Here is a 15,468-nt window from a genome sequence, read left to right as displayed (position 1 = left end):
CGTTTCCGTCCCTGTTTTTAGTTTTGCCTGATAAGGTGGAGCAATTCGCCCATCGCGTCAAATGTCGCATCGGCACCCAGCGAAGCAATGGCCGATCGATGTTCGGGGGCCGCGGCGTGACCGCCGCCGGTGAAGGCCAGAACCCGCATGCCGGCGGCTTTGGCTGCCTGAATTCCAGCGGGGCTGTCTTCGATCACCACGCAGTCTTCGGGGGCACGGCCCATGCGCTTGGCGGCAAAGAGGAAGAGATCGGGAGCGGGCTTGCCGTTGGCCACCATGCTGGCCGAATAGATTGGCGGATTAAAGCGAGGCTTGAGCCCGCAGACCTTCAACGACAACTCTATGCGCTCGATCTGCGAGGAGGAGGCGACGCACCATTTCAGGCCGGCCTGCTCCAGTGAGGCGATGGCATCTCCAACGCCGGGGACAGGTTTGAGATCCGTGCGGAAGCGCTCGTATAGGGCCATCCGCATGGTTGTCAGAAAGCTATCGCCAAGGGCCAGTCCGTGTTCTGTACGGGCCGTTTCAATGACGGTGGAGAGGCTGCGGCCGAGAAATCGCTCTTTGGCCGCCTCTTCATCGATCTCGATGCCCACGTCGCGCAAGGCCTTTACCAGCACCTCCAGCGAGATCGTTTCGCTGTCGACCAGAACGCCGTCGCAATCGAAGATCACTAATGGTCCCGTTGCCGCGTTCATCGTTCCGCATCCTCTCGCTTCAGGTCAGCCCACCGGAAAGGTAGAGCTTCAGCGTTTCTGCTGTGCCAATTTCATGAAGCGATTGCAAGGCGTTGGTGAAGCGCTTGACGAACAGCGGGTTGGAACCGACGCTGCCGAAAATGTCGACGATGCCGATAAAGGCGTTCGGATCATCCTTGGCCTTGAGTGCTGCCGCCTGCAGCCGCTCGGCATTGCCGTCGTTGAATTCGATTGCCTTGCCAGTGTCGGACACACCTTCGAAATAACGGCACCACAGTGCCGAAACGAGGGCGAGGCCGACAACGTCGAGGCCCTTGGCCATGCGGTCGGATGTGGAAGGCAGGATGAATTTCGGCTGGCGGTTGGAGCCATCCTGAGCGAGGCGCGGAATGGTGTCGCCGATCTTGGGATTGGCGAAGCGATGTTCGATCAGATTGAAATAGTCGGCAAGATCTGTGTCCGGCACAGGCGGTACGATGGGGATGATCTCGTCCTCTTCCAGCTTGCGGAGGAAGTCACGGATCAATGTGTTTTCCATGGCTTCATGGACGAAGTGGATGTCCATCAGGGCGGCTGGATAGGCAATGGCGGCATGGCCGCCATTGAGGATGCGCAGTTTCATCAGTTCATAAGGGGCGACATCGTCGACGAAAGTCACACCGACCTTTTCCAGTGCCGGACGACCCAGCGGAAACTTGTCCTCCAGTACCCACTGCTTGAATTCCTCGCAGAAGACCGGCCAGTTGTCCTCGATGCCATAGGTGTCCCGGGTGATGGTGAGCTCGCGTTCTCCGGTGGCCGGCGTGATGCGGTCGACCATGGCGTTGGGGAAAGCGACGTTTTCGTGAATCCAGTGCGCGAAATCAGGGTCCGACAGTTTTGCCAGTCCGCACACAGTCGCCTCGGTCACTTCGCCATTGCCTGGAATATTGTCGCAGCACATGACGGTGAACGGAGCCAGATCCTTCTCGCGGCGGGCCTTCAGGCCGGCGATGATCAGGCCGAACACGGTCTTCGGGCTTTTCGGGTTTTCCGCATCGGCGACAATGGCCGGATGTTTGGGGTCGAATTTTCCCGTTGCCGGATCGATAAAGTAGCCGCCCTCCGTGATCGTCATCGAAACGATTTTGATCGCAGGGTCCGCGAGGGCGGCAATGATCTTGTCGAAATCCGGGGCGGCGATCATGTCGATCATCGGGCCGGTGACGGTGGCGCTGGAGCGGTTATTGTCCTGCTCGACAACGGTCGTCAGATAATTCTGGGCCTCTAGCTTTTCCTTCATCAGGTGATCGTTGGGCATGACGCCGGCGCCCAGGAGCGCCCAGCCGAGATCCAGTCCCTGGTTGAAGAGTTCATGCAGATAGACGGCCTGGTGGGCGCGGTGGAAATTGCCGACGCCGAAATGCAGGATGCCGGTCGACAACTGGTCGCGCCGGTAAAGCGGCACGGCTGCGGTCTTTGCGGCATCGTCCAGGGTTGCGAGTGAAAGTTTGCAGGTCATGTCATCGTCCTCGATGGGGAGAGCGTGCTTGGGGTCAGCTCATCCGGTTGCCGCCGTCGACTTGCTGAGTCTGGGCGACGATGTCGTCGGTCCCGCCGACGAGTGTGTTCCGCTCGCCGGCCGGAGTGTTTTCATGTTCGGCAAAAAAGCGCGCTCGCACCCGTCCGTCGATTGTGCGGACAGGCACATGGTCATTTCGCCATGCCTTTTTCGTCAAAGCGGTGCATGCGCTCTTCGTCCGGGGTAATGTAGACGGTGTCACCGTGGCGAACCGGCAGTTCGCCGCCGACGCGCGCAGTCAACAGGCCCACACCCTCGGTCTGGACATGCAGGAAAGTGTCAGAGCCCAGGTGTTCGGCGACCACGACCTTGCCCTTCCATGTGCCTTCCGTCGTCGACAGCGCCACGTGTTCAGGACGAATGCCGATGGTCGTGGCACCGTATTTCGCCGCAGGTTCACCCGACAGCAGGTTCATCTTCGGCGATCCGATGAAGCCGGCGACGAACAGGTTGCGTGGATTGTGATAGAGATCGAGAGGCGACCCCACCTGTTCGATATTGCCCTTGTTGAGCACCACGATCTTGTCGGCCATGGTCATGGCTTCCACCTGATCGTGGGTCACATAGATCGAGGTGGCACCGAGCTTGTGGTGCAGTTCCGTGATCTCCAGACGCATGTTGACGCGAAGAGCCGCATCCAGGTTCGACAGCGGTTCGTCGAACAGGAAGCATTCGGGGGAGCGCACGATGGCGCGGCCGATGGCGACGCGCTGACGCTGACCGCCAGAGAGATTGCGCGGCTTGCGCTCCAGATAGTCGGTGAGGTTGAGGATTGCTGCCGCATCCTCAACCTTCTTGTCGATCTCCGCCTTGTCCATGCCGGCCATCTTCAACGGAAAGCCGATATTGGAGCGCACGCTCATATGCGGATAGAGCGCATAGGACTGGAAGACCATGGCGAGACCGCGCTGCGACGGCTGTTTTTCGGTCGCGTCGACGCCATCGATCATGATCCGTCCGCCGGAGACGTCCTCCAGCCCGGCGATCAGCCGGAGAAGGGTGGATTTGCCGCAGCCCGACGGGCCGACGAAGACGACGAATTCGCCATTGTTGATCTCGAGGTCGATCGAGGGGATGACGACGGCTTCGCCGAAAGCCTTGGAGACCTGTTCAAGCTTGATGCTGCCCATTGTCTAATTCCTTACTTAACAGCGCCGAAGGTGAGGCCGCGTACGAGTTGCTTTTGGCTGAACCAGCCGAGAATGACGATTGGCGCGATGGCCATGGTCGATGCCGCCGAAAGCTTGGCATAGAACAGGCCTTCGGGGCTGGAATAGGAGGCAATGAATGCCGTCAGCGGCGCCGCATTCGAGGTGGTCAGGTTGAGGGTCCAGAAGGCTTCGTTCCAGGCCAGGATCACGTTCAGCAGAAGTGTCGAGGCAATGCCGGGAACGGCCATCGGGGTGAGCACGTAGATGATTTCCTTGATCAGCGATGCACCGTCCATGCGGGCTGCCTCCAGGATCTCGCCCGGAATTTCCTTGAAGTAGGTGTAGAGCATCCAGACGATGATCGGCAGGTTGATCAGGGTGAGGACGATCACCAGACCGATGCGGCTGTCGAGCAGGCCCATGTTGCGGAAGATGATGTAGAGCGGCACGAGCACGCCAACGGGCGGAAGCATCTTGGTCGACAGCATCCACATCAACACATCCTTGGTGTGCTTGGTTGGCGAGAATGCCATGGCCCATGCTGCAGGGATCGCGATGATCAGGCCGCAGATGGTGGAACCGAGCGATATGACCACCGAGTTGGTGAAGTAGTGGAGATAGGTCTCGCCACGGGTGCTGGTGAGGATGTCGTGGTAGTTTTCCATCGTCCAGCGGAAGAACAGGAAGGAGGGCGGGGAGGCAATCGCCTCGCCCTCGGTCTTGAAGCTGGTGAGGAAGGTCCAGAGGATCGGGAAGAAGATCAGGAAGCCGACAAGCCAGGCTATGACGGTCCACATGATCTTGCGGTTTGTGGAAATTGCGCGTGCCATGGTTCAGCTCTCCAGATTCTTGCCAATCAGGCGGATCAGGAAGAAGGCGACGATGTTGGCCAGGATGACGGCGACGATGCCGCCTGCCGATGCGCCACCCACGTCGAACTGCAACAGAGCCTGGGCATAGATCAGATATGTGAGATTGGTGCTCTGCGTGCCGGGGCCGCCATTGGTGGTGACCAGAATTTCGGCAAAGACGGAGAGCAGGAAGATGGTCTCGATCAGGATGACCACGGTCATGGCGCGCGATAGATGCGGCAGGATGATGTAGATCAGCTTGGAGATCGGACCGGCGCCATCCATTTCGGAGGCTTCTTTCTGCTCCTCATCGAGCGACTGCAGCGCGGTGAAGATGATCAGCGTGGCAAAGGGCAACCATTGCCAGGCCACGATGATGATGATCGAGGTCAATGGCGCCGTGGCGAGCCAGTCGATCGGCTGCATGCCGAGCGATTTGGCGATCCAGGCAAACAGGCCGTTGACCGGGTTCATCAGCATGTTCTTCCACACCAGGGCGGAAACCGTCGGCATGATGAAGAACGGGGCGATGACGAGAATGCGTACGAAACCCTGGCCGAACATCGGCTGGTCCAGCAGCAGTGCCAGCGCGATGCCGCCGATGACGGTGATCGCAAGCACGGAGCCGACCAGAATCAGTGTGTTCTTCAAGGCCGCGAAGAAGGCGGGATCGGTCAGGAAGTACTTGTAGTTCATGAAGCCGGCAAATTCTTCCATGCCGGGCATCAGCAGATTGTATCGCAGGAACGAGAAGTAGATGGTCATCGCCAGTGGCACGATCATCCAAGCCAGAAGCAGGAGCACGGATGGTGCTATCATCAGACGTGCCGCAGAATGTGTGTGGGTGGTCGCCATTGGGACTGCGCCTTTCGTCATCAACTGTTGATGAGGCTGCGGTTTTTGCGGGTGGCGAATATTCGCCTGACCCTTGAACCTGACCGGCACCGCAGCCGATCCGGCCATTGTAATTTCAAAGAAAAAAGGGGGCGGCAACCTGCTATGAGCTTGTGATCAAGCCGGCTCCCGCCCCAGTTGGGACAGGGAAACAAATGCTTCCCTGTTCCGTGTCTTCGAGGAGAACTGTTACTTGATGTAACCGCCCTTGGTCATCTCACGGGTGGTGAGCGCCTGAGCATTCTGCAGAGCCTGGTCGACCGAGACCTGACCGGCGAGGGCTGCAGAGAACTGCTGGCCAACCGCTGTGCCGAGACCCTGGAATTCAGGGATCGCGACGAACTGGACACCTGTGTAAGGCACCGGCTTGACGGTCGGGTTCTTCGGATCCGCCGAGTTGATGCTGTCGAGCGTCATCTTGGCGAAAGGAGCGGCTTCCTGGTATTTCGGGTTCTCATAGAGAGAGGTCCGCGTGCCCGGAGGAACGTTTGCCCAGCCATCGGTTGCGGCAACAAGCTCTGTGTAGTGCTTGGATGTTGCCCAGCCGATGAACTTTTCGGCAGCTTCAATCTTCTTGGAGCCAGCCGGAATGGCCAGGTTCCAGGCCCAGAGCCAGTTACCGTTCTTGTCCACGCCTTCCTTGTGGGGAGCAAGCGCAAAACCAACCTTGTCGGCAACCTGCGAGTCCTTCGGGTTTGTCACGAAGGAGGCCGCAACCGTCGCATCGATCCACATGCCGCATTTGCCGGTCTGGAACAGAGCGAGGTTTTCGTTGAAGCCGTTGGATGACGCACCGGGAGGTCCGGATTCGTTCATCATGTTGACGTAGGTCTCAAGCGTGTCCTTCCACTCTGGCTGATCGAACTGGGGCTTCCAGTTCTCGTCGAACCAGCGTGCGCCGAAGGAATTCGACATGGCGGTGAGGAACGCCATGTTTTCACCCCAGCCGGCCTTGCCGCGAAGGCAGATGCCGTAGACTTCATTGTCCTTGTCGGTCATCTTTTTCGCCGCTTCGGCGATGAAGGACCAGGTTGGGCTGTCAGGCATTTCAAGCCCGGCCTTTTCCATCAGGTCCTTGCGGTACATGATCATCGAGCTTTCGCCGTAGAACGGTGCTGCATAGAGCTTGCCGTCTTCGGTGAGGCCCGACCGGATGGCCGGAAGCAGGTCGTCGACATCGTAGTCAGCGCCGAGATTGTCGAGCGCAACCAGCCAGCCCTGCTTTGCCCAGATCGGCACTTCATAGGTGCCGATGGTCAGGACGTCGTACTGTCCACCCTTGGTGGCAATATCGGTCGTGACCTTCTGGCGAAGCACGTTTTCCTCAAGTGTTACCCACTCAAGCTGGATATCGGGATTGTCCTTGGTGAAGTCGTCCGTCAGCTTTTGCATCCGGATCATATCGCCGTTGTTGACGGTGGCGATGGTGAGGGTTTCAGCGGAGGCCATACCGGCCATCGCCAATGCCGAGCAAGCGCCCAGCAGAACGGTTTTCAAATTCATGATCTTCCTCCCAGAAGAGAAGTGAGCATTCGCTTTGCTCGTGGGCAATTACTCATTTTCTAGCGTCGAAAGTCAATGGCAAAAGAATGCTGCAGTGCCGAAGACCTGTGTCATCGCACGGAAACTTAACGATAAAAACTGATGTTAAGAGTTTATTTAGACAACAGGAAACGGGCTGTGTCTTCATCGGTAATGAGCGCATTTACGCGTTTACCGTGCAGTGCGGCACGAATTGCCCGGTGTTTGCGGCGACCTTTGGCAAGGCCGATCACGCAGGACGTGTCCCTCGAGGGGATGGCGATACTGGCAACCCGCTGGTTGACGTCATTGTCCAGAAGCTCGCCTTCGGCATCGAAGATCCAGCCGCAGATCTCGCCTATGGCGCCGGCGGCCAGAAGGGCATCCATTTCCTGCGCGTCGAGAAATCCATCGAGCAACAGGGGCGCTGTCTGGTCGAGTTCGCCAATACCGACGAAGGTGACGTCGGCGCGGGCGCCCAGCTCCAGCGTCGGCAAAACCAGCGGCTGTTCGTGCAAGAGGTCGCGCTCGGCTCTGGTCGACACCAGAACCGGAAGCGGCATGGGAAAATGGCGCGCCTTGATGGCGTCGGCCATGGAGTAGATGACGTTGTAATAGGCCGCTGATCCGTCCGGACTGATATTGCCCGTCAGCGAGACAATGCGGTGCTGGGGACACTCCATCGGCTGAAGCTGATCGACTGCCGCGCGAAGGGTACGTCCAGTTCCCATGGCAACCACCAGCGGTTCGGAATGCATCAGCCAGCGCTCGATTTCGGCGGCGCCCGCTTCGGCAATGCCGGCAGCGCTCGAATCGGAGCCGGGATCTGCGGGCACGACCTCGACCTGCCGGAGGTCGTATTTCTCCTTCACGGCCTCGGCCAGTTCCAGACATTCGGCGATCGGATGCTCGATACGCACCTTGACCAGCTTTTCAGCGACGGCAAGCGAGACGAGACGCTGGGCGCTCTGGCGTGAAATGCCCATGGAGGAGGCAATCTCGTCCTGGGTCCGTCCGGCGACATAGTAAAGCCAGCCGGCGCGCGCTGCGTCGTCAAGCCGTCCGGTGCTGCCTATACGTCGTGCCATGGTCTCTCCTCTGCGAAATTGAGTAGCCGCGAGGGGAGGGAGTGTCAATTGTCACGCAGGCATGGGCCTGTCAGTACCGCTATCCCTGACGACAGGGAGCATGCCATGGGGGTGAAGGGACACAATCGTCTTCCAAACCCTGCATGTCCGTTCTCGTGCCCGGCTTCCGTCCAGACCACCGATTCCCGATCGGTTGCGAGATATCCTTGCGCTGATCTGAGCCATAGGTGACAGGATGAAGACGGCATCGCCAGCTGCGCATTGTTTCAATTCAAAAAGAGCCGTCACATCGACCGCAAATGGTACTTGTCAGACAACTAAGCATACTGCATCAATGTCTGCTTTCAGGCGCCTGATCGAAAAGGCGCACCGCAGGAGAGGAGACACCATGCCCGCACCCGTCAACACGTTTAAGAAGGATCTTCTGGAGGGGCAGACCGTCTACGGTCTGTGGGTCGGTCTCGCCAATCCCCACGCGGCGGAAATTTGTGCCGGTGCCGGTTTTGACTGGGTGTTGATCGATGGCGAACATGCGCCGAACGACATTCCGATGATTGCGGGCCAGCTTCAGGCGGTCTCCGCACAGCCGGCCCATGCCGTGGTCCGTGTGCCGGTCGGCGAAAGCTGGCTGATCAAGCAGGCGCTCGATATTGGCGCGCAGACGCTGATGTTGCCGATGGTCGAGACAGCCGAGCAGGCAGCCCAGCTTGTCAGGGCTTGCCGTTATCCGCCGCACGGCATTCGTGGCGTGGGCGCTTCGCTTGGTCGCGCCAGCGATTTCGGTCGCGTCTCCGATTACACCACGACCGCCGATGAGCAGATCTGCATCGTGGCGCAGATCGAAAGCGTCTCTGCAGTCGAGAATATCGAGAAGATTGCCGCTGTGGAGGGGGTCGACGTCCTCTTCATCGGTCCCGCCGATCTGGCAGCGGATATGGGCCATTACGGCGATGTCAGCGTGCCGGACGTCATGGCTCTGGTGGAAAAGGCGATCAAGACCATTGTTGCGCTGGGCAAGCCTGCCGGCATCATGACAACAAACACGGAATTGCAGCGTCGGGCAAAGGCAGCGGGGGCGACCATGCTTGCCAGCGAAAGCGATGTCGGGCTCCTGATGCGGGCAGCGGCTGCGCATTGCGACAGCATGAAGGGGTAAGCCTCGATCGACTGCGTAGAGAGGATATGGCGATGACAAAGCTGACATTGGAAGAAGCGCGCGAACTGGTGATCGGCGCGCTTCTAAACAGCGATGTCTCGCGCGAAAATGCTGGCATTGTTGCCGATGCACTGGTCGCAGCAGAGGCTGCCGGACAGGGCGGACACGGGCTTCGTCGAGTTCCCGCCTATGCCGCCCAGGCCCGTGCGGGCAAGATTGCGGGGCACGCCAAGCCTTCGTCCTTTCGTGTAAGACCCGGCGTGTTGCGCATCGATGCCCAGAACGGTTTTGCTTATCCTGCATTCGATCTGGCGCTTGAGGAAATGCCGGGCATTGCACGGGAACAGGGGATTGCTCTTGCTGCCATCAACCGCTCGCATCATGCCGGTGTGATGGGGCTGACGGTCGAGCGTTTTGCAGAGGCAGGGCTCGTTGCCATCATGGTGGCCAATGCGCCAGCGGCCATGGCACCGTGGGGCGGCCATCGTGCACTCTACGGCACCAATCCGCTGGCCTTTGCTGCGCCGGTCGAAGGCGATTTGCCGATTGTCATCGATCTGGCGCTCTCCAAAGTGGCCCGCGGCAAGATCATGGCCGCACAGCAAAAGGGTGCGGCCATTCCCGATGACTGGGCCTTTGACGTCAACGGCAATCCGACGACGGATGCGGATGCTGCAATGGCCGGCACCATGGCGCCTCTTGGCGGTGCCAAGGGAGCGGCGCTTGCGCTGATGGTCGAACTGCTGGCTGCAGGACTGACGGGTGCCAATTATGCTTTTGAAGCGTCTTCCCTGTTTACCGATCAGGGACCTCCACCGTCACTTGGCCAGACCATTATTGCGATCGATCCCGGTGCGAGTGCGGATGGGGTTGCCGGGCGCATGAAAGAGATGGCCGAGGCGATCTCCAATCAGGAGGGAGTGCGTATTCCCGGACGGCGCGGACAGGGCCAAAGAGCTTCAGCCTTGCGCGACGGTCTGGATATCGACGACGAGGTGGTCGCGGCCATCCGTGCGATCGGCTAAGAAGCCTCAGACGAAAATTTGCAGGAGGTCCCCATGGCCAAGATGATCCACTCGATGATCCGCGTGCTTGAAGAAACGCGTTCGGTCGATTTCTACAGGAAAGCCTTCGGGCTGGAGATAGCCCAGCGGCTCGATTTCGAGACGTTCACGCTGGTTTATCTGAGCAATGCAGAGACGCCGTTCGAACTGGAACTGACCGTCAACAAGGGGCGGGAAGAAGCCTATAATCTTGGCGACGGCTACGGTCATCTGGCAATCTCTGTCGATGATCTCGACGCGGAGCATGCCCGCTTTGCCGAGCTTGGCCTTTCACCCAACAAGATTGTCGAGTTCAATCGAGATGGCACGTTGTTTGCCCGCTTCTTCTTCGTCACCGATCCCGATGGATACAAGATTGAAGTGCTGCAGCGTCATGGACGCTTTCTCTGACATTCCTGCCTGGTGCTTGGTGCATTTCAGCGCCAGTGAGCTGCCATGATCCGTGCCTTGGCCCGGGTTCGTTCATAGGCATGGCGGATGCGCACTGCCGCCGTGCCTGCGCCGTGGTGCTGTTCGACGGCCATCTGGTTTCCGCGCCAGACGAAGCCGTTGCCGAACCAGGCTGCGGTCCACAGTGCCGGTAGTGCCAGATCGCGCAGCATGATCGCGCCGGGTGTCTTGATCGACAGGGGCCAGCGATAGGCGCGGATCAATAAGAGTTCTGCGCCATACCACAGTGTGACATAAGCGAGCATCGACCACGGAGACCAGTCGCCGGCCAGTGTCAGTGCAAGTGTCGTTGCGATGGGGAAGAACCCGCCGGAAAACAGTTCCGGCACGAAGAACAGCGGGAAGGATACGCGTCGCAGCCGTGCCCAGCGTAGTTGTCTGCGCCAGATGCTTGCGAAATCGCGTTGACCCAAAGGCTGAGGGAAGGGGCGTTCGACCAGACGCACCGACAGGCCTGCCGCGCGCACAATCTTGGTGGACGCTGCATCTTCGGCCACTTCGTCGGCCAGCCGCTCAATGCCGCCGGCATTGTCGATCAGATGCCTGTTGACCAGCATGGTCTTGCCCTGGGCAAAGCCCATTCCGATTTCGTCGGCCAGCAACTGCCAGCGGGCCTGAAAACTGTTGAGCCAGGCGCATTCCAGTTCGGCCGCGAAGCCTTCAGGCGCGGAACCCACAGGCGGAGAGCAGACCATGCCGGTTCCCGGCGTCATGCGTTCAAACAACAGGCTCAAATAGTCTGCGGGCATCAGCACATTGCTGTCTGCCATCACGATCCAGTCGTGGCGTGCGGACTTCCAGCCCTTGACCAGATTGTTGAGCTTGGGATTGATGCTGACCCGGTCGTCGCCGACCAGAAGCCGCGCCTCCATGTTTGGATGGCGGTTCATCAACTTTTCGACCAGCGGAACAGCCGCATCGGTCGAGCTTGCGACGCAAAACAGGATTTCGATCTCGGTTGGCCAATCGAGCTGGAAGGCGCTTTCGAGCGTCGCCTCGAGATTGTTTTCAAGGCCGCAGACCGGACGCAGGATGGTCACCGGTGGCGAGATCGTCTTGGAGGTTTCGGACACTGCCCGTCGTTTCAGCACACGTTGAATGGTAATGGCGATCGTTGCGAGCTGGATGAACAGAGTGGTTGCGCAGAAGGCCGTAAAAGCGACCATGGCCGAGGTCTCCTAATGTCTGCGCACTAGGTGACAAGTCTGTGTAACAGGCGTGTGACGGTGGACAGGGCTTGCCGCCCCTGCGGTCGTCGCTCCTACCGCTGCTTCTTGCTGTGGCGCGTCCTGCGGGCGGAGATCAGTTGCCATCCGAGCAGGCCCGCAATCGTCGCGGCAACCAGAAAGCCGGTGGCGTTGCTGGCGAATTTGGCGATGGCGATCACATGGTCGCTGAAGAAGAAGCCGAGGCCGACATAAACCATCACCCAGATGGTGTTGCCAAGGCAGCTCAGCAGGAAAAATGCGGGCCAGCTGAACCGCGTGACGCCGGCAATGAGATTGACATATGGCGCGAGCGGGCTGAGCAACCAGTGGCACAGGAATATCGCGAAACTGCCATGCCTGGCCATGGTGTCTTGGGCCTTGGTCAGGGTCTTTTGTCGGGTCGGATTCTGGCCGACGCGCTTGAGGATTGCTGCACCTCCGACGCGCCCGACGACGAAGCCGATCTGATCTCCGAAGAAGGCGGCGGCCAGCGCCGTCAGGAACACAGAGGTCAAAGAGAACTCGTCTGCGGCGACGAGCGAGCCCATGACCAGCAGCACAAGCGAGGAGGGGACCGGCAGTGCCAGGCAACCCAGAACAGTGACGAGGGCGAGCAGCGGTAGGCCGTAGGTCGGAACGAGTGCCAGGAAAGCTTCACTCAACGGGTCGCACCTCCCTGCCGGATGCCGGCGATGGCACCGTCTATGCGAGCCTTCATGGCGTCGAGCGCGATACCGTTTTCCTTGGCGATTTCGCTGATGGTTCGTCGCTTTTCCGGCAATGGCTCAAGGTCCAGCTGTTCGGCCAATGCCTGCGGGGGCACATGATAGGAATGCGCGATGTAGCGCATGGTCATCCAGCCTTCGAGCGGTTGATCGCGATGGGCCGGATCGTGCCAGTAGAAAGCGAATAGCAGAAAGCGGATCGCGAAGATGGCCGCTACAATGCATGCCGCCAGGAAGGCTGGAAAAAGCAGTCGGTCAAGTCGCCAGCGTTTGATACTCTTCGTCATTGTCATCCCGTTCTTGTTTCGACCTGACCCACATGATGTGTTGTGTCCGATCGCATGTTGCGGGTGTGTCGGGCTTGACTTCGATTGGTGTGCGTTTTCAATCACAATGAGCTTTAACCGGAAAAGGCACAGCGCGGCAATGACGATCACAGATGTAAGGCTCGACGAAAGCTGGAAACAAGCCTTGGCAGCTGAATTCGAGAGCGCCTATATGCGCCAGCTCAAGGCGTTCATTCTGGCCGAAAGAGAGCAGGGCAAGCATATCTTTCCCAAGGGGGCGGACTATTTCAGGGCGCTGGATCTGACGCCGCTTGCTCAGGTGAAGGTGGTGATCCTGGGGCAGGATCCCTATCACGGCGCCGGACAGGCGCACGGGCTTTGCTTCAGCGTGCAGCCGGGCGTGAAGGTGCCGCCGTCGCTGGTGAATATCTACAAGGAGCTCCAGGGCGATCTCGGCATATCACCTGTCCGTCACGGCTTTCTCGAAAGCTGGGCGCGGCAGGGGGTGTTGTTGCTCAACAGCGTGCTGACGGTAGAGGAGGCGCGTGCCGGTTCACACCAGGGGCGCGGATGGGAGCGCTTTACCGATGCCGTCATCCGTGTGGTCAATGACGAGTGCGATCATGTGGTCTTCATTCTGTGGGGTGCCTACGCCCAGAAGAAAGCGTCTTTCGTCGACGGCATACGGCATCTGGTGCTCAGGGCGCCACATCCGTCGCCCTTGTCGGCGCATGCCGGTTTCTTCGGCAAAAAGTACTTTTCCAAGGCCAATGCTTTCCTCGAAAAACACGGAAAGTCTCCGATCGACTGGCAACTGCCTGAAGTTCCTCCGCAAAGTTGATGCGACGTCGTATTTTCACTTGACCCTAAATTTCTATTGGTTTTGATTGCAGCGGTATTCTGGTTGCAAATTGACACTTATCAACTCATTCAAGGCACTCTTTCATGTCGCCGACGTTCAGCGAGCCGGTCTGGATAAGCCCTGCGCGCGCCTATACTTTCGATGCCAAAATCGACGCAGACGAGGCCGTGGATCTTGCTGTCATCGGCGGCGGGCTGCAGGGTCTTTCGACCGCTTTTCATGCTGCCAGTGCCGGGCTCAAGGTCCGGGTCGTCGAGGCCAAGCAAATCGGCAGCGGTGCTTCCGGGCTGAATGGCGGTCAGGTTATCCCTGGCCTCAAATACGATCCGGAATGGCTCATCCAGCATTTTGGCGAAGAACGGGGCGGCAAGCTTACGGATTTCGTGGCGTCGGTTGCCGATTTCACGTTCGGCCTGATCGAGCGCGAAGGGCTTGATGTCCAGCATAACAGAAGCGGTTGGATACAGGCCTGTCATACAGCTGAGGCCATCAGGCGGGCTGAGGAACGGCACCGTCAGTGGTCTGCCATGGGTGCTGATGCGCAACTCCTGAACGATGCCGATATAGCCTTGATGACGGGGGCGAATGGCTATGTCGGCGGCTGGCTCGATCGGCGCGCAGGCGTGGTCAACCCGCTGGCCCTGACAATGGAACTTGCACGCCTTGCCTGTCAAAGCGGCGTGCGCATTCTTGAAGGCAAGGCGGCGACACGACTTCGCAGCAGCCTCGGTGAATGGCAGGTGGAGCTTGCCGACGGTTCGACCCTGAAGGCGAAGAAGGTTCTGGTTGCCACCAACGCCTATTCCAGTGATCTGGTGCCCGGATTGGCACAGAGCCTTGTTACGCTTCATTCCTTTCAGATCGCCACCGCACCGCTGCCGGCTGACCTTTCAGATGCCATCCTCCCGCACGATCAGGCGGTTTCCGATTCCCGTCGCATTCTCGTCTATTACCGCAAGAGCCCGGACGGGCGCCTGGTGCTCGGCGGGCGTGGACGCATGGGGCATCCGAAGGGTCCGCAAGACTGGGCGCATCTGCATCGCGCGATGCTTCGGCTCTATCCCGCGCTGGAAGGCGTCGCAATTGCAAAACGATGGTACGGACGCGTTGCCATGACCCCCGATCACCTGCCGCATCTGCACGAACCGGAACCGGGCCTGATGATGATGGCCGGCTGTCAGGGACGCGGCGTGGCGCTGATGACCGCCATCGGTGCGCCACTTGCCGCTTATGTACAGAGCAGCGACAAGGGCCGACTTCCCTTTCCGGTCTCGCCGATCCGGCCCATCCCGTTCCACCGGTTCCGTAAACTCGGTGTGACGGCCTTGATCACCTGGTACAGAATGCTCGACAGTTTCGATCGCTGATCCAGGCGCTCGGCTTTCCATATGTGCATGGTGGCGATAGGGTTTCGGCGGGAGAAACCTCTCGTGACAGGAGCATCGAATATCCGTGAAACGCAGCTTCAATCCGCCATCGGTCCGCCGTCCGTTCGGGCATTATAATCATGGTCTGCTGGTGCCGCCGGGCGCAAGCCTTCTGGTCACGTCCGGCCAGCTTGGCATTGGAACCGATGACAATATTCCAGAGGATGTGACTGGCCAGGCCGAACTCTGCTTCGAGGCGATCAAGGCGATCCTTGAAGAGGGCGATATGAGCTTTGCCGATGTGATCCGTATTTCAGGCTTCGTGACCAAGCGAGAGGATTTTGCCCCTTATATGGCTGTGCGCGATCGCTATACGCTCGATCCGAAGCCCGTCTCCACGCTCCTCATTGTCGGTGGCTTCACGCGCGCCGAGTTTCTGGTCGAAGTCGAGGTCACTGCGGCAAAGGTGTTTTGAAGAACCTGTTTTACGCAGAAAAATTAGCACCTTAAAGTTCTAATATGCTAACTTTAACATGTCCTTGAAGTATCCAGTTCGCCGGTCAGGTGAGCTGGATACGCTTTGAC

16 protein-coding genes are annotated in these 15,468 nt (G+C 59.1%); 6 read left to right on the top strand and 10 right to left on the bottom strand.

Translation table 11 applies throughout. The features are described 5' to 3' along the window. Nucleotides 1-17: 17 nt before the first annotated feature. The 7 genes from ACQQ2Q_RS20480 to ACQQ2Q_RS20450 form a co-directional block, all read right to left on the bottom strand. Nucleotides 18-698 (bottom strand): HAD family hydrolase, encoded by a 681-nt coding sequence (locus ACQQ2Q_RS20480; RefSeq protein ID WP_428188985.1) that lies wholly within the window; start codon nucleotides 696-698, stop codon nucleotides 18-20. A gap of 19 nt (nucleotides 699-717) precedes the next feature. After that, nucleotides 718-2,199, bottom strand: a complete 1,482-nt coding sequence (locus tag ACQQ2Q_RS20475) for a mannitol dehydrogenase family protein (protein WP_428188984.1) — start codon at nucleotides 2,197-2,199, stop codon at nucleotides 718-720. A 191-nt stretch (nucleotides 2,200-2,390) separates the two neighbouring features. Next, nucleotides 2,391-3,389 carry an ABC transporter ATP-binding protein gene (locus ACQQ2Q_RS20470; protein ID WP_428188983.1) on the bottom strand — a complete coding sequence of 333 codons (999 nt, stop codon included), beginning with the start codon at nucleotides 3,387-3,389 and terminating at the stop codon, nucleotides 2,391-2,393. Nucleotides 3,390-3,400: 11 nt separating this feature from the next. Next, entirely contained in the window at nucleotides 3,401-4,240 is an 840-nt protein-coding gene (locus ACQQ2Q_RS20465) for a carbohydrate ABC transporter permease (RefSeq protein WP_428188982.1), read from the bottom strand. A 3-nt stretch (nucleotides 4,241-4,243) separates the two neighbouring features. Then, entirely contained in the window at nucleotides 4,244-5,116 is an 873-nt protein-coding gene (locus ACQQ2Q_RS20460) for a carbohydrate ABC transporter permease (RefSeq protein WP_428189008.1), read from the bottom strand. 228 nt (nucleotides 5,117-5,344) lie between these two features. Continuing rightward, nucleotides 5,345-6,658 carry an ABC transporter substrate-binding protein gene (locus tag ACQQ2Q_RS20455; protein ID WP_428188981.1) on the bottom strand — a complete coding sequence of 438 codons (1,314 nt, stop codon included), beginning with the start codon at nucleotides 6,656-6,658 and terminating at the stop codon, nucleotides 5,345-5,347. A gap of 152 nt (nucleotides 6,659-6,810) precedes the next feature. Then, nucleotides 6,811-7,764, bottom strand: coding sequence for a sugar-binding transcriptional regulator (locus tag ACQQ2Q_RS20450; RefSeq protein WP_428188980.1), 954 nt, complete (start codon nucleotides 7,762-7,764; stop codon nucleotides 6,811-6,813). Between the two features lie 388 nt (nucleotides 7,765-8,152). On the opposite strand from ACQQ2Q_RS20450, the gene ACQQ2Q_RS20445 reads away from it, so the two are divergent. Genes ACQQ2Q_RS20445 through ACQQ2Q_RS20435 form a run of 3 tightly spaced genes read left to right on the top strand, consistent with a single transcriptional unit; the run spans nucleotide 8,153 to nucleotide 10,374 of the window. Next, nucleotides 8,153-8,920 (top strand): HpcH/HpaI aldolase family protein, encoded by a 768-nt coding sequence (locus tag ACQQ2Q_RS20445; RefSeq protein ID WP_428188979.1) that lies wholly within the window; start codon nucleotides 8,153-8,155, stop codon nucleotides 8,918-8,920. A gap of 32 nt (nucleotides 8,921-8,952) precedes the next feature. Then, the gene (locus ACQQ2Q_RS20440; RefSeq protein WP_428188978.1) at nucleotides 8,953-9,945 is read left to right on the top strand and encodes an Ldh family oxidoreductase; all 993 of its coding nucleotides are present in this window, start codon (nucleotides 8,953-8,955) and stop codon (nucleotides 9,943-9,945) included. A 33-nt stretch (nucleotides 9,946-9,978) separates the two neighbouring features. Next, nucleotides 9,979-10,374, top strand: coding sequence for a VOC family protein (locus tag ACQQ2Q_RS20435; protein WP_428188977.1), 396 nt, complete (start codon nucleotides 9,979-9,981; stop codon nucleotides 10,372-10,374). A 26-nt stretch (nucleotides 10,375-10,400) separates the two neighbouring features. Here ACQQ2Q_RS20435 and ACQQ2Q_RS20430 read toward each other — a convergent pair whose 3' ends face one another. From ACQQ2Q_RS20430 to ACQQ2Q_RS20420, 3 genes are all read right to left on the bottom strand, one after another. Continuing rightward, nucleotides 10,401-11,600: a ceramide glucosyltransferase gene (locus ACQQ2Q_RS20430; protein ID WP_428188976.1), complete on the bottom strand. Its 1,200-nt coding sequence runs from the start codon at nucleotides 11,598-11,600 to the stop codon at nucleotides 10,401-10,403. 95 nt (nucleotides 11,601-11,695) lie between these two features. Continuing rightward, the gene (locus tag ACQQ2Q_RS20425) at nucleotides 11,696-12,304 is read right to left on the bottom strand and encodes a DedA family protein (protein WP_428188975.1); all 609 of its coding nucleotides are present in this window, start codon (nucleotides 12,302-12,304) and stop codon (nucleotides 11,696-11,698) included. After that, on the bottom strand, nucleotides 12,301-12,654 hold the full coding sequence (locus ACQQ2Q_RS20420; RefSeq protein ID WP_428188974.1) for a hypothetical protein: 354 nt from the start codon (nucleotides 12,652-12,654) through the stop codon (nucleotides 12,301-12,303). Before ACQQ2Q_RS20420 ends, ACQQ2Q_RS20425 begins: the two co-directional genes overlap by 4 nt. A gap of 139 nt (nucleotides 12,655-12,793) precedes the next feature. On the opposite strand from ACQQ2Q_RS20420, the gene ung reads away from it, so the two are divergent. The 3 genes from ung to ACQQ2Q_RS20405 all read left to right on the top strand — a co-directional run bounded on the left by ung (nucleotide 12,794) and on the right by ACQQ2Q_RS20405 (nucleotide 15,358). Continuing rightward, entirely contained in the window at nucleotides 12,794-13,495 is a 702-nt protein-coding gene (ung, locus tag ACQQ2Q_RS20415) for a uracil-DNA glycosylase (protein WP_428188973.1), read from the top strand. A 104-nt stretch (nucleotides 13,496-13,599) separates the two neighbouring features. Further along, a complete protein-coding gene (locus tag ACQQ2Q_RS20410; protein WP_428188972.1) occupies nucleotides 13,600-14,883 on the top strand; it encodes an NAD(P)/FAD-dependent oxidoreductase in 1,284 nt (427 codons plus the stop codon). Between the two features lie 85 nt (nucleotides 14,884-14,968). Continuing rightward, nucleotides 14,969-15,358 (top strand): RidA family protein, encoded by a 390-nt coding sequence (locus tag ACQQ2Q_RS20405; RefSeq protein WP_428188971.1) that lies wholly within the window; start codon nucleotides 14,969-14,971, stop codon nucleotides 15,356-15,358. Nucleotides 15,359-15,468 lie beyond the last annotated feature (110 nt).

It is taken from the genome of Agrobacterium sp. ES01 (assembly GCF_050320885.1).
Taxonomy (GTDB): Bacteria; Pseudomonadota; Alphaproteobacteria; order Rhizobiales; family Rhizobiaceae; genus Allorhizobium.
Note: the sequence above shows the minus strand (reverse complement) of the source record. Positions and strands in the feature narration are given on the sequence as shown.

Coding starts and splice junctions, on each gene's coding strand:
- ACQQ2Q_RS20480 (WP_428188985.1), bottom strand. CDS start 698: ATGAACGCGGCAACGGGACCATTAGTGATCTTCGATTGCGACGGCGTT.
- ACQQ2Q_RS20475 (WP_428188984.1), bottom strand. CDS start 2,199: ATGACCTGCAAACTTTCACTCGCAACCCTGGACGATGCCGCAAAGACC.
- ACQQ2Q_RS20470 (WP_428188983.1), bottom strand. CDS start 3,389: ATGGGCAGCATCAAGCTTGAACAGGTCTCCAAGGCTTTCGGCGAAGCC.
- ACQQ2Q_RS20465 (WP_428188982.1), bottom strand. CDS start 4,240: ATGGCACGCGCAATTTCCACAAACCGCAAGATCATGTGGACCGTCATA.
- ACQQ2Q_RS20460 (WP_428189008.1), bottom strand. CDS start 5,116: ATGGCGACCACCCACACACATTCTGCGGCACGTCTGATGATAGCACCA.
- ACQQ2Q_RS20455 (WP_428188981.1), bottom strand. CDS start 6,658: ATGAATTTGAAAACCGTTCTGCTGGGCGCTTGCTCGGCATTGGCGATG.
- ACQQ2Q_RS20450 (WP_428188980.1), bottom strand. CDS start 7,764: ATGGCACGACGTATAGGCAGCACCGGACGGCTTGACGACGCAGCGCGC.
- ACQQ2Q_RS20445 (WP_428188979.1), top strand. CDS start 8,153: ATGCCCGCACCCGTCAACACGTTTAAGAAGGATCTTCTGGAGGGGCAG.
- ACQQ2Q_RS20440 (WP_428188978.1), top strand. CDS start 8,953: ATGACAAAGCTGACATTGGAAGAAGCGCGCGAACTGGTGATCGGCGCG.
- ACQQ2Q_RS20435 (WP_428188977.1), top strand. CDS start 9,979: ATGGCCAAGATGATCCACTCGATGATCCGCGTGCTTGAAGAAACGCGT.
- ACQQ2Q_RS20430 (WP_428188976.1), bottom strand. CDS start 11,600: ATGGTCGCTTTTACGGCCTTCTGCGCAACCACTCTGTTCATCCAGCTC.
- ACQQ2Q_RS20420 (WP_428188974.1), bottom strand. CDS start 12,654: ATGACGAAGAGTATCAAACGCTGGCGACTTGACCGACTGCTTTTTCCA.
- ung (WP_428188973.1), top strand. CDS start 12,794: ATGACGATCACAGATGTAAGGCTCGACGAAAGCTGGAAACAAGCCTTG.
- ACQQ2Q_RS20410 (WP_428188972.1), top strand. CDS start 13,600: ATGTCGCCGACGTTCAGCGAGCCGGTCTGGATAAGCCCTGCGCGCGCC.